General features: G+C 46.0%; 13 protein-coding genes. 10 read left to right on the plus strand and 3 right to left on the minus strand.

Features of this window, described 5'->3' with window-relative positions; translation table 11 throughout:
• Positions 1-76: 76 nt before the first annotated feature.
• The 8 genes from ACFS25_RS02170 (at position 77) to ACFS25_RS02205 (ending at position 7,983) form a co-directional block, all read left to right on the plus strand.
• Positions 77-1,252, plus strand: coding sequence for an App1 family protein (locus tag ACFS25_RS02170; RefSeq protein ID WP_381496761.1), 1,176 nt, complete (start codon positions 77-79; stop codon positions 1,250-1,252).
• 136 nt (positions 1,253-1,388) lie between these two features.
• Entirely contained in the window at positions 1,389-2,231 is an 843-nt protein-coding gene (locus ACFS25_RS02175; RefSeq protein WP_381496762.1) for a hypothetical protein, read from the plus strand.
• Positions 2,232-2,356: 125 nt separating this feature from the next.
• Positions 2,357-2,935, plus strand: coding sequence for an RNA polymerase sigma factor (locus ACFS25_RS02180; RefSeq protein WP_381496763.1), 579 nt, complete (start codon positions 2,357-2,359; stop codon positions 2,933-2,935).
• Entirely contained in the window at positions 2,916-4,508 is a 1,593-nt protein-coding gene (locus ACFS25_RS02185) for a porin family protein (RefSeq protein ID WP_381496764.1), read from the plus strand. The genes ACFS25_RS02180 and ACFS25_RS02185 overlap by 20 nt, the downstream gene beginning before the upstream one ends.
• 64 nt (positions 4,509-4,572) lie before the next feature.
• Positions 4,573-5,109: a Rieske 2Fe-2S domain-containing protein gene (locus ACFS25_RS02190; protein ID WP_381496765.1), complete on the plus strand. Its 537-nt coding sequence runs from the start codon at positions 4,573-4,575 to the stop codon at positions 5,107-5,109.
• 18 nt (positions 5,110-5,127) lie between these two features.
• On the plus strand, positions 5,128-5,811 hold the full coding sequence (locus ACFS25_RS02195; RefSeq protein ID WP_381496766.1) for a hypothetical protein: 684 nt from the start codon (positions 5,128-5,130) through the stop codon (positions 5,809-5,811).
• Positions 5,812-5,856: 45 nt separating this feature from the next.
• Positions 5,857-6,414 (plus strand): YceI family protein, encoded by a 558-nt coding sequence (locus ACFS25_RS02200; protein ID WP_381496767.1) that lies wholly within the window; start codon positions 5,857-5,859, stop codon positions 6,412-6,414.
• A 75-nt stretch (positions 6,415-6,489) separates the two neighbouring features.
• A complete protein-coding gene (locus ACFS25_RS02205; RefSeq protein WP_381496768.1) occupies positions 6,490-7,983 on the plus strand; it encodes a serine hydrolase in 1,494 nt (497 codons plus the stop codon).
• A gap of 118 nt (positions 7,984-8,101) precedes the next feature.
• On the opposite strand, the gene ACFS25_RS02210 is transcribed toward ACFS25_RS02205, so the two are convergent.
• A complete protein-coding gene (locus ACFS25_RS02210) occupies positions 8,102-8,518 on the minus strand; it encodes an OsmC family protein (protein WP_381496769.1) in 417 nt (138 codons plus the stop codon).
• Between the two features lie 202 nt (positions 8,519-8,720).
• Between ACFS25_RS02210 and ACFS25_RS02215 the strand changes: the two genes are divergently transcribed.
• On the plus strand, positions 8,721-9,317 hold the full coding sequence (locus ACFS25_RS02215; protein WP_381496770.1) for a Crp/Fnr family transcriptional regulator: 597 nt from the start codon (positions 8,721-8,723) through the stop codon (positions 9,315-9,317).
• 71 nt (positions 9,318-9,388) lie between these two features.
• On the opposite strand, the gene ACFS25_RS02220 is transcribed toward ACFS25_RS02215, so the two are convergent.
• The gene (locus tag ACFS25_RS02220) at positions 9,389-10,609 is read right to left on the minus strand and encodes a TCR/Tet family MFS transporter (protein WP_381496771.1); all 1,221 of its coding nucleotides are present in this window, start codon (positions 10,607-10,609) and stop codon (positions 9,389-9,391) included.
• 98 nt (positions 10,610-10,707) lie between these two features.
• Positions 10,708-11,829: a DNA polymerase III subunit beta gene (gene dnaN, locus ACFS25_RS02225; protein ID WP_381496772.1), complete on the minus strand. Its 1,122-nt coding sequence runs from the start codon at positions 11,827-11,829 to the stop codon at positions 10,708-10,710.
• Between the two features lie 160 nt (positions 11,830-11,989).
• On the opposite strand from dnaN, the gene ACFS25_RS02230 reads away from it, so the two are divergent.
• Positions 11,990-12,502 carry a DUF2480 family protein gene (locus ACFS25_RS02230; protein WP_381496773.1) on the plus strand — a complete coding sequence of 171 codons (513 nt, stop codon included), beginning with the start codon at positions 11,990-11,992 and terminating at the stop codon, positions 12,500-12,502.
• Positions 12,503-12,563 lie beyond the last annotated feature (61 nt).

The following is a 12,563-nucleotide window of genomic DNA, read 5'->3' on the forward strand; positions in this document are numbered from 1 at the left end:
GCCGAAAATCACCCAATCATCTTCGTCAAAAAACGATTTTCGGTCCGGTAAATCCAATTTGTTTACTCTCTAATATATGGCCTTCTGGAAAGAGTTGTTATCCAATACCTCTACTGATGCAGAGACGCAATTTGATCGACTTAAAAATCGACTTTTTGGCCGACTTGAGGCCCATAAGCCGTACCGAATTATTTATTACCGGGGTTTTGGCAGCCCCTCTGCCGTCTGGCTCAAAGGGCGGGTACTGCGCCAACGGAACTTGAGTACACCGAGCGACCGGGATACATTTTGGCAAAATTTATTGGCAACATACCAACGTTTCGAAAGCGACGAAGTGCCCGGTGTAACAGTACGTATAGAAGCTTTTGGGCAGACGATTACAACTGTGACTGATAAGGAAGGTTATTTTGATGTAACCATCAATCCACCAACTGACTTGCCTGTGGGCAGAGCGTGGTTTCCAGTTCGCTATTCGCTGGATAATGTTGTTCAGACAGAAAATGAACTTAATGAAAATCGCCCAATTGGGGTTGAAGCTACTGTAGATCAGATAGTTGTGAAAGATGGTCATTTGATGATTGCGCCCCCTTACAGTCATTTTGGGGTTATCTCTGATATTGACGATACGGTGCTTGTTACCGATGCTACCAATCTGATCCAAACCGCCCGACTGACGTTTCTGGGAAATGCCTACACTCGCCTGCCTTTTGCGGGGATAGCCGCTTTTTATCGGGCCTTACAAAGCGGCCCTGTCACGACGTTGTTCAACCCAATTTATTTTGTGTCAAGCAGCCCCTGGAATTTGTATGATTTGCTGGTTGATTTCTTTCGCATCCAGGGCATTCCAAAAGGCCCCATTTTGCTGCGCGATTTTAGTTTTAGTACCAAATTGTTAGCCTCTGAAGGTCATCATAGCCATAAACTGGCAATGATTCGCAAAGTGCTGGACGTAAATCCGAAATTGCCGTTTGTACTCATCGGCGACAGTGGTCAGCAAGACCCCGAAATCTATTCTCAGGTCGTCCGTGAAAACCCTGGTCGTATTCTGGCTATTTACATCCGCGATGTATCAAAAGATCAACGTGATGAATCCGTTCGCGAACTCATTCGAACAACAGAAGCATATAACGTGCCCATGCTGCTCGTAGCTGATACGGTTGCTGCTGCCGAACATGCCGCTTCGCTTGGTCTGATTGACCCTGACACAGTTCCTGAAATTCGTGCCGACCGACGCGCTGATAACGAATTGTAAATAAGAATTCATCCTGAAATAAGTATAAAAGGATTCTTTTTTCATACACCACGCAACCTTTTTTTACGGTCTCCCGTATTGATGAACGAACCGGTTCAACTGTTCTTTTGCTCACCTTAAAAACACAGTTGATATAATGAAACCTTTCGTTTACACCAATCGCCTGTTAGTTACCACACTCCTGCTGGTTGTAGTATTATTCAGTTGTAATGAGGAAAATCCGACAATTGTCTCACCTGATCTTGCGCTCAAAACCTCGTCACTCGGCAATGTACTGACTGGCGAAGGGGGCAAAACGCTCTACTTCTTTGCTCCCGATGTAGCTGGTGATGCTACCTGTTCTGGAGGCTGTAAGGATGTTTGGCCGGTATTTTACAAAGAAACACCTACATTGAGTGCTGGTCTGAAGTCCACTGATTTTGCAACTATTACCCGGACTGACGGTGCCAAACAAACAACCTTTAAAGGCTGGCCTCTTTATTATTTCAAAAATGACGCCAAAGCAGGGGATGTTAACGGTGAAAATGTTGGTAATGTCTGGATGGTAGCTAAAGCTCACTATACTGTAATGCTGGCCTCGCGACAATTAATTGGCAACGATGGGAAAAGCTATACGTTTGATACGAAGGAGGGTACTGGAAATTCACTATTTTTAGTCGATAGTACAGGCCGCACATTGTATGCCTTCGCTAACGATAAAAACAACGTCAACAAGTATACAAAAGCCGATTTGAGTAATAATCCAACTTGGCCCATATTCGAAACGTCGGCAGTAATTGGAGATATTCCCTCCGTACTTAGCAAAACCAATTTTACAACGATAACATCAGTAGGAAAAACACAATTAGCGTTCAAAGGATGGCCACTCTATTATTTCGGACCGGATCTGGCGCAACGAGGTAACACAAAAGGAGTTAGTGTACCAAAGCCAGGTGTTTGGCCGGTGGTTAACCTGACCTCGCCCGTGGCCCCGAATTAGTGAAGCAGTTATCAGTTTATAGTTTACGATTTATTAGTTCGAGTATGTGTACAGTCATGTATAGACTGATAATCGGAATGCCAAAGGCTATAAACTGATAACCGTACTTTATAAAATAGGTTACTTTGTCCAACGCGCCCAACATATCAGCTCTAACCGATCTTCTGGCTGGTTGCTTACGCAACCAGCGGAAAAGTCAGGAATTGCTTTACCGGCAGTTTTACGGGTATGCTATGAGTGTTTGTTTACGCTATGCACCTACCCGCGAGGGGGCGCTGGAAGTACTGAATGATGGTTTTCTGAAGGTATTTACGCGATTGGACCAGTATGACCCAGCACAGCCATTTAAAGGCTGGCTTCGGCGCATTTTAATTAATGCGTCTATAGATCACTACCGACAGGAGGTACGCCATCATCATCACGAAGATGTTGAACAGGTTGAACAGACCATCGCTTCAGAATCGGCTGACGCCTTTAGTCAGTTGGCTCACGAAGATTTGATGGGACTGGTTCAACGGTTGTCACCAGCCTATCGGCTAGTTTTTAACCTGTATGTTATGGATGGATTCACGCACGAAGAAATTGCCGGGCAACTCGGCATTTCAGTTGGCGCGTCGAAGTCGAACCTGGCCCGGGCACGGGAGAATCTGCGCTCATTACTGAGGCAAATAAACTACGATGAGTATGTCAGAGCTAACCGATGACCAATTGGACGGGCTCTTCAGAAAGTCGGCTGAAGAGTTTGATCCTCCGTTCGATCCGACGGCCTGGCAGGACATGAAAAACCAGCTGGACACGCACGACCGCACGATGACCGGTGGAACACCTCTCTGGAAGAATGTGCTCCGTTGGGGATTACTGGCTTGTGTGCTGTTATTGCTACTGGTTGGTGGCTGGTATACTTATCGAAGTACCTCTTCACACCTTGATTCTTCGCCTGTTACAGTGACCAAATTGCCCTTAAAGGGGGCTAGTAACCAACCAAAATTGACGACGACTGCTACTCAACCGCAGCGGTCAGCATCAGCCCCGTTGGCACATACCGACTCTGCGCTACCCACACCCACTAGCACGTTAGAACGGCCGGTTGATAATAAAGATCAATCGGCTGTTCTGGCGGAGCCAGTTAGGAAGTCTAAGGCTGTCGAAACGGATAACCAACCTGATAGGCTAGTAAATCGTTTGGGTGAAAGCCCCAGCCCTAAACTTGACAGGGTAAGTGCAAAAAATGACAATCTACTGGCGTATAAAGTGGAACCCAAGCGTAGCGAAACGACACACATGCCACGTACTACCGAGAAAGCATTAAGTGTAACGGTCAGGCAGCGCACACAGCGAATGAAGACTGAACGTTTATTAACTCAGAAACAGTGGAAAGCTAATCGTACTACTGATCGGGCACCTTTTTCTACAATGAATTATGCGATGCCATCTGCCTCATCGTTTGGTAAACAGCATCGGATAAATGATCCAAAACTGAATCAAATGACACCCACTGGTACAGGTGAAAATGTAGCTAAACCAGCGTTAGATAAAGTAGAAGCTGTTTTGTTGCCGCCTATAAATGAGTTGTCAATCCGGCCTGCACATTGGTCTAAGGCATTGACATTTACCGGTCGTGATGTTGTAGTTGTTGCCCAGCCAGATACAGTTTCGCACAGTGTTGTTCCAAAGCCGCCTGTGCAGCTCGGGTTAAGCGTTCGGTTGGCCATAGCGCCGGATTTGAGTTCGGTTGGTCTGAACAACTTTTCCCGGCCCGGCACCAATATTGGCGTATTGGTAGAGTACCGATTTGCCTCTCGCTGGAGCGTACAGACGGGGGTAATTCAGAGCACAAAAGTGTACCGGGCACAGGCCAACGAATACAATCTTCCGTGGAGTTGGCCGGTTGATCCAACGAGTATTGATGGGCGCTGCAACATGTTTGATATCCCGATTAATGTGCGCTATGACTTTGCTGTAAGGCCCCGATCAGACGGGCGATTACCAAGCCGCTGGTTTGTGAATGGGGGCGTAACGAGTTATATCATGAATCAGGAAAATTACGTATATAATTATCCTCCGCATACCTATAATCAGCCTACTGAAAAAGCTGTGAACACGGGCGGCTACGGTTTTAGCAACTTAAACCTTTCTACAGGCTACGAGCGGACAATAAGCCGACGACTATCCTGGCAAGTTGAACCGTTTGTGAAGGTGCCGATAAAAAGTGTTGGGTTCTTTAAGGTCAATTTGTTGAGTACTGGTGTCTTTTTCTCAATCCGCTACAAGCTGTAATATCAATTGTTACTTTATCCTATAATTGTTCACTAATAATTGTATATACATAAAATAAATTGCCATGAAAAACCATCCAACTACCGACCAGGAACAAATGAAGCGCGGAGAATTTCTTCGTAGCTTAGGCATGAGCAGCGCAGCACTGATGGCCTTTTACTGCATGGGAACGAGCCTGACATCCTGTTCAAAAAGTAGTGACCCCACGCCTACTACACCCACTACAGGGACTACAACTGGTACGGGTCTGACAGGTAACGCTGATGCGTCAAAAGGAGCGATTAATTTCACGCTCGATTTAACAGATGCCAATTACAGCAAGTTGAAAACGGTGGGTGCATTCGTGAAAGTTGGTAGTGTTTTGGTAGCAAATGCAAAAGGAAGTAAATATGTTACCATTCAGCGAATATGCACGCACCAGCAATTGGATCTAGTTTCTTATCGGCTGGCATCAGATGATTTCTATTGTGATGGACATGGTTCAGTCTTTGCAACAAACGGGAGTGTGGTTGTTGCGCCTGGTGGGCCTAGTCAGGCAGCAATGACGCTTTACAAATCGGCCCTCAGTACTGATGGCAACACACTGACTGTTACAGCCTAACTTATTACTGATTGTACGATGAAATATGTCTGTTTTGCCTTGATTTTATGGCTTGGAGCCAGCCCCCTTCGTGCACAGGATTCGACGGCTGTTCGTCGGGATACCGTCATTGCGCCGACTACAACAGATACGTCTGGTAATGACTTGCTGGCGGGACTTACTGACTCGACCGAAAAGCAACAGCTTTTACCCCATAAAATGCTATTTACACAACGGGCATTTTGGGGGCCAAAGGGTCTGCTTCGGGTAATGAATGTAGCTCCCTTGACACCCGAAGGTCGTATTCACGAATTGAAAGTTCGCCGGACGATGCTTATCATGCACCAGATTGGTGGGTTTGTGACACTGGCAGGTTTTGTCGCGCAGGGCATACTCGGAGCAAAACTATATAATGCGAAAGGTCAGGATTATGTTGATACAAAAGTGTGGCATGAACGGTCGGCCACATTTATCAACATTGCTTATGGCACTACATTGGCTCTGTCACTGACGACTCCGCCCCCGGTAGTTGGGGCAAAACCAGGGTTTACATCCATCAAACTGCATAAGTATCTGGCTATTGTTCACCTGACAGGTATGATCGCTACGAACATTCTGGCGCATATGATTGATAACAACCCTGATCTCAAACCATATCACCGAGCAGCTGCCTACGGTACGTTTGGTGCCTACGCGGCTTCCATTTTGGCCATAGCATTTTGACACTGGGAGTGAGCCAGTAGCTCATTCCCTAACTAATCTACGCACATGAACTACTCAATTTCTAGTGGCTACTGGCTGGCCGTGCTGTTACTCTGTGCCTTTGTTTCGCCGATGGCCAAACGAAAAGTGATGGCTGATAAAACACTTTCTACCATTACGTATTCGGCTAAACACCCGCTACACAAGTGGGACGGGGTTAGTCACGACGTCAATAGCGCCATCATTTATAATGACGACACGAAGCAGCCCGAAAATGTAGCCGTTTCTATAAAAGTGGCCTCGTTTGACAGTGATAACAACAACCGCGATTCGCACGCAATGGAAGTGTTGGAAGGAATAAAATACCCTACTGTAACATTTGTCAGTTCGGATATAAAAGCGGGTGAGAATGGCACGTTAACGGCTAAGGGAACGCTGACGTTTCATGGCGTTGCCAAACCCGCTACATTGACTGCAACGCGCAAAGACGCGAGCGGTAAAATGACGCTAACGGGCGAGTTTCCCGTAAACATGAGCGATCATAATATCGAGCGTCCATCATTAATGGGATTAAAGACTGAGGATGCAATGACACTTCGGTTTAACATTGTATTTGGTTTGTGAATATATTGTGTGGTTAAGGATGTACATCTAAAGTAGTTGGTACATCTTTAACCACACAATACATTTCAAGCCTCGATGAGAGAAATACTTATAGTTATTCTTGCCTGTGGTGCACTTACTGCTTTTGCGCAAAAGCAAATCTCCGCCAAACAAATTCAGGAATTCGATACCTACGTAGAAGCTGTCCGTAAACAATGGAATGTTCCTGGATTGTCGATTACCGTAGTAAAAGACAATCAAGTTATTTTTAAGAAAGGGTATGGTGTACGCGAGCTAAGCAAGCCAGAACCCGTTGACACACAAACGTTATTCGCCTGTGCATCGACAACAAAAGCAATGACCGTCACGCTTATGGGTATGCTGGTCGATGAGGGGAAACTAGCCTGGAATGACCCTGTATCTAAGTATCTGCCAGAACTTCAGCTTTACGATCCCTATGTAACCCGTGAGTTAAAAATCCGTGATTTGCTCATTCACGATACAGGTGTAGGCAGCACCGATTTTATGACCGGAGCCATGACGATTCCGGTGAATGAGATGTTTCGTCGAATGGAGATGGTGAAGCCAAGCTACCCGTTCAGGGCCGGATTCGCCTATCAGAATACGTTTTATTCGGCAGCTGGTAGAATTATTGAACGGATAGCGGGAAAGACCTGGGCCGAATTTATAAAGGAACGGATCTTTATGCCGTTAGGAATGACCCGTACAGTACCCAAACGTAGCTACATTACCGATGCTAATGTTACGAAACCTCATTATAACATCAACGATACCATTAAGGTAATTGAGTACGGTGCCGATAGCGAGGTCGGTTCGGCTGGTGCCGTTTGGTCGTCAGCAGACGATATCAGCAAATGGGTTATCTGTATGCTTGACAGCAGCAAATACAACGGAGGTCGTTTGGTGAAGCCCGAAACATGGGCTGAAATGTTTAAACCGCAAACTTTTTTTCCAGAGGACGAATACCCAACCATGCAGATTCTAAAACCCAACTGGCGTACCTACGGTTTGGGATGGTATCAACATGATTATAAGGGACATAAAGTGAACTTTCATACAGGTAGTCTATCCGGACTGACAGCCATAACCGGGCAGTTGCCTGATGAAAAATTAGGCGTTTACATCTTTGGAAATTACGATCATGCCGAAGTGCGGCATGCGTTGATGTATAAAACCTTCGATTGGTTTGCCCTGGGCGGCACCCGCGACTGGAGCGCCGAGTTTAAGACATTATATACGACTATAAGGGAAAAAAATCAAAAAGCGGCCAGAGCGTTTGTTGAAAAACGGGTTCTAAATACCTCACCTTCAGTGCCTCTATTGGCCTATATTGGGACGTATACCAGCCCTCTATATGGACGAGTGGAGGTTGGAACAGTGGATAATCAGTTAATATTTAATATTAATGATAATAGTTTAAATGCCACATTACCGCACTGGCATTACGACACGTTTTACGGTCCTTATAAGAAAGCCTGGCAAGGGAAAGCGAAAGCCCAGTTTAACCTGAGTATTTTGGGTAAAGTGGATGTGTTGACTTTTGATGGAATGGAGTTTAAGAAAGAATAATAAGTTGAGTGGCTATTTCCTTGCCACTAATTATTATACCGTTTTCTTAACGATCAGGGCGGCAAACTACCAGTTTTTATAACTAGTAGTTTGCCGCCCTGATCATACGCTTTTTTCTCTAGGCTAATGTCGCATCGACACTAATTGTAGTATTGAATAACTTCGAGATTGGGCAGTTGTGTTCGGCATGATCAACCAGTTCATCGAACTTAACTTTGTCCAAACCGGGTACAGTAGCGTTGAGCGTCAGCTTTGAGCTGGTGATACCGCTATCTTCGAGTGTGATGGTGCATTGCACATCCAGTGAATCAGCCGCAAAACCTGCTTGCTGAAGGTTAAACGCCAATTGCATTGCGAAGCAGCCTGCGTGGGCGGCCCCTATCAATTCTTCGGGGTTAGTCCCTATGCCATCAGCAAAGCGGGTATTGAATGAATATTGAGTTTGGTCAAGCACTTTACTGGCAGTGGTCACTGTACCTTTACCATCTTTGCCGGTCCCAGCCCAGTGGGCTGACGCATTGCGGGTGATTTTCATGAAGCTGTAAGTTAAATTGACTGGTAATCTGTTAGTTGATAGACCAAAGATAACGGGCGATTGTTTGGTCATTTTTCACCTATGTTAAAAAGCGACAGACCGTGATGAAAATAGATTCTATATAACGTTGAGGAAGTATGGATCCCAACGCACCAGGATTATTGCAAGTATTAATAAATAGATTGACAACGGTAAAAACAGAATGGCTTCTCCGCAACACCTTATTTTACAAGATCGCTTACAACAGTTTGCTCAACTATCAGAAGAGGATATTCGCCTGGCAGATGGCCTTTGGACACTTAAGAAAATCGCTAAACACGACTTTTTTAATTTCCGCAATTCCGTCTGCCGACATGTTGGCTTTATTCTGAAAGGTATTTTTCGGGTTTATTACGTAGATCCCAAAACTGAACGGGAACACAACCTTTTCTTTGCCACCGAAAACATGTTTTTAACATCCTTAAAAAGCATGTTAACGCAAATGGCCTGCCCTTATACGATCGAAGCCTTAGAGGACGCAGAACTATTGGTTTTGCAATACGATCATTTACAATCCCTTTATCCCCAATCGCACGGATGGGAACGGTTTGGCCGACTCTTGGCAGAGCAGTACCTTATTTTCAACCAGAGCCGGTCGGAGAGTTTGCTGACGCAGACGGCTGAAGAACGCTATACAGACTTGCTACAGAACTATCCAGATTTGTTAAACCGCGTTTCATTAGGCCATATTTCGTCCTATTTAGGCATTAAAGGTCCTTCTTTGAGCCGGATCGGGGCACAACTAGCCCATAAACACTAAACAAGATCTTTGTCCAGTTACGGAGTAGACGATATAGAACTCGCTTCAGTAAAAACACTATCCAATAGCTACTAAATTGCCTGTGTTCGTCTTTTAAATCCGCGCCGGGCCAGGGCAGCACTGATAATAATCAGCACGGAACCCAAGTAAAATGGCGCGCCGGGCAAATAGATGGGGGCTGCTGGTGAGGTGAAAAAGGAGAACAAATTGGTCATAATAAGCGGACCAAAAATGGAGGTTGTACTGGTTAGGCTGGTTAGGGCTCCCTGCAACTCTCCTTGCTCATTATCCGGTACTTGATTGGAGATGATGCCCTGAATAGACGGCCCGGCAATGCCACCCATTGCATATACGGCCATGAACGCAAACATCATCCAGCCTTGGTTGGCTACGGCAAATAGCGCGAAGCCGATAGCACTAAACAACAACCCAACGTAAACCGACCGCTGTTGGCCCAGTTTAGGAATGATAATCCGGCTTAAACCGCCCTGCACAATGGCAAATGATAAACCTATGGCAGCCAACGAAAATCCGACAGTCCTTTCGTCCCACTTAAATTTCTCCATTGTATAGAACGTCCAGGTTCCCTGCACAGCAAATCCGGCAACGTAAATTAACACCATCGACGCAACTAAACCCAGAATAACCGGGTATTTCCCCAAACGCATTAGCGAGCCGACTGGATTCGCACGTCGCCAGTTGAACGGTCGTCTGTTTTCGGGAGCGAGCGATTCGGGTAGAATGAAAAAGCCATAAAGAAAATTGACCATTGTTAATCCAGCTGCGACAAAAAATGGCACGCGTGCCCCATATTGCCCCAGAAATCCGCCTACAGCTGGACCAAGAATAAATCCTACGCCGAAGGCCGCTCCAATGAGACCGAAATTCTGCGCTCGTTTTTCAGGTGTGCTAATGTCAGCAATGTAAGCAGTTGCCGTTGTGAAGCTGGCTCCCGTAACACCAGCCAACAGACGACCCACAAAGAGCCATTCAATAGTGGGCGCAAAGCCCTGAAGAATATAATCAAGGCCGAAACCGAACAACGAAAATAGCAATACAGGCCGACGCCCGTAACGGTCGCTTAGGCCACCCAACACGGGAGAGAACACAAACTGCATCAACGCATAGGAGAACGTTAGCCAGCCGCCCCAACTTGCCGCCTGACTAATGTTGCCATGAATGAGTTGTTCAATGAGTTTCGGAAAAACCGGAATAATAATACCTAGCCCCGTAACGTCAATCAGTAGTGTAATGAAAATGAAAACCAGGGCGGGTGCCGTACGTTTTTTCATAAAAATAAAGGAGTTAGGAGCAAGGAGTAAGAACTCATCCAGCGTCAACTTATTCGACCTGATGATTCTCACTTCCCGCTCCTAACTCCTCAAAAAACTTAAGCGTACGTGTTCAACATTACTGGCATCACCAGCATCAAAATGTCTTCGTTTTCTTCTTTGTCAGCCGGAATAAGTAGACCGGCGCGGTTTGGTGCCGACATTTCAAGCGATACCATTTTGGCGCTCAGGTTGCTCAACACTTCAGCCATTAGCTTGGCATTGAACCCGATTTCCATTGGCTCACCGTCGTAATCGCATAGAAGTTTCTCGTTGGCTTCGTTGGAATAGTCGAGATCTTCAGCCGAAATAGTCAGCGAATTTGTTTTGAGCGATAACCGAATCTGGTGCGTAGTACGGTTGGCATAGATCATAATCCGCTTCAGTGAATTAAGCAGATCAGTCCGGCCAATAGTCATCACGTTTGGATTGTTGGTCGGAATTGCGTTTTCATAATCAGGAAAACGCTCATCAATCAAGCGGCAGATCAATTGCGTAGGTCCGAACGTGAACGATGCGTTGGCCTGACTAAACTCAGCCGTAACGGGTACATTTTCTGGCAGTGATGCCTTCAGTAATTGCAACGCCTTCCGCGGAATAATGATTGATGTGCTGGCTGACGAGCTAAGATCAGTTCGGCGGTAGCGAATAAGCCGGTGACCGTCCGTTGCGACAAACGTGGCATTATCCTCATTCATTTGCAGAAGTACGCCCGTCATAGCTGGACGCAGATCGTCGGTGCTGGTTGCGAAAACTGTGTTGTTGATGGCGCTAAGCAGCACATCGGATGTCATATCGACGGACATACTTTTATTAACCGTCGGTAGTTTCGGAAAATCAATCGGGTTTTCGCCGGAGAGTTTATACCGACCGTTATCGGTCAGAATTTCGGTGCCGAATGTATCGGTATCGATGTTGACGGTAACGGGTTGTTCGGGCAGGCTGCGAAGCGTATCTAACAGCAACTTTGCTGGAATTGCAATGGCTCCGCTCTCACTGGCTTCCACCGGAATTTGCGTCGTCATTGTCGTTTGCAAATCCGAAGCCGTCACCGTAAGTGTCCCATCTTCAATACGAAACAAGAAATTTTCGAGAATTGGTACAATCGGATTCGTTGCCACGACGCCGTTAATATTTTGCAAGTTTTTGAGCAGTACAGATGAAGAAACTATGAATTTCATAAGGCCAGGTATCTAATGCGGTTTGTAATCCTATATGAGAACAAAAGTAGCAAAAAAAGTGGACTCATGAGTGCGTTATTTGTAAACCATACATAGGTGTTTCCGAGTAATGAACGACCAGCCGCTGCTCGCTGTTTAGGGTGTACTGATAACTGAAAATATGGAAGCCGAAATCGTTAATCGCGTAGCTACTAGCGGTCTTATTACCCTTGATCTGGAGGATTATTATCACTCCGGCGAACGAGTTGTTTATGATCTCAAAGACAACTTGTACATGGGATTGATTCTGAAAGAAAAGGACTTCCGCGCTTTTTTGAAAGAGCATGACTGGAGCCAGTACGCTGGCAAAAACGTAGCTATCACCTGTACCGAAGATGCTATCGTCCCCACCTGGTCGTACATGCTGCTGACGCTGCAACTGCAACCCTTCGCCACCAGTATCGTGTTTGGGGATCTTGCCGATCTGGAAGAGAAACTCTATTTCGATGCTATCGCTAAAATTAACCCCGAAGATTATCGGGATGCCCGCGTAGTGGTGAAAGGATGCTCTAAAGTGCCCGTGCCAACGGCAGCTTATGTAGAAATTACACGGGTGTTGCGACCAGTTGTGCAGAGCTTGCTTTTCGGTGAGCCATGTAGTACTGTGCCGCTTTATAAACGTCCGAAAGTATAATAGATCCCGTCTTGATGACTAGTAAGGGTCAATGTTTGCCAAACCAATAGCTCCAGCCAAC

The sequence above is a fragment of the Spirosoma flavum genome (assembly GCF_042686045.1).
Lineage (GTDB): Bacteria > Bacteroidota > Bacteroidia > Cytophagales > Spirosomataceae > Spirosoma > Spirosoma flavum.

What these genes read in the sequence shown, in the direction of transcription:
- ACFS25_RS02210 (WP_381496769.1), bottom strand. Translation starts at nt 8,518, where the DNA reads ATGAAAATCACCCGCAATGCGTCAGCCCACTGGGCTGGGACCGGCAAA.
- ACFS25_RS02215 (WP_381496770.1), top strand. Translation starts at nt 8,721, where the DNA reads ATGGCTTCTCCGCAACACCTTATTTTACAAGATCGCTTACAACAGTTT.
- ACFS25_RS02170 (WP_381496761.1), top strand. Translation starts at nt 77, where the DNA reads ATGGCCTTCTGGAAAGAGTTGTTATCCAATACCTCTACTGATGCAGAG.
- ACFS25_RS02175 (WP_381496762.1), top strand. Translation starts at nt 1,389, where the DNA reads ATGAAACCTTTCGTTTACACCAATCGCCTGTTAGTTACCACACTCCTG.
- ACFS25_RS02200 (WP_381496767.1), top strand. Translation starts at nt 5,857, where the DNA reads ATGAACTACTCAATTTCTAGTGGCTACTGGCTGGCCGTGCTGTTACTC.
- ACFS25_RS02195 (WP_381496766.1), top strand. Translation starts at nt 5,128, where the DNA reads ATGAAATATGTCTGTTTTGCCTTGATTTTATGGCTTGGAGCCAGCCCC.
- ACFS25_RS02230 (WP_381496773.1), top strand. Translation starts at nt 11,990, where the DNA reads ATGGAAGCCGAAATCGTTAATCGCGTAGCTACTAGCGGTCTTATTACC.
- ACFS25_RS02205 (WP_381496768.1), top strand. Translation starts at nt 6,490, where the DNA reads ATGAGAGAAATACTTATAGTTATTCTTGCCTGTGGTGCACTTACTGCT.
- ACFS25_RS02190 (WP_381496765.1), top strand. Translation starts at nt 4,573, where the DNA reads ATGAAAAACCATCCAACTACCGACCAGGAACAAATGAAGCGCGGAGAA.
- ACFS25_RS02220 (WP_381496771.1), bottom strand. Translation starts at nt 10,609, where the DNA reads ATGAAAAAACGTACGGCACCCGCCCTGGTTTTCATTTTCATTACACTA.
- dnaN (WP_381496772.1), bottom strand. Translation starts at nt 11,829, where the DNA reads ATGAAATTCATAGTTTCTTCATCTGTACTGCTCAAAAACTTGCAAAAT.
- ACFS25_RS02185 (WP_381496764.1), top strand. Translation starts at nt 2,916, where the DNA reads ATGTCAGAGCTAACCGATGACCAATTGGACGGGCTCTTCAGAAAGTCG.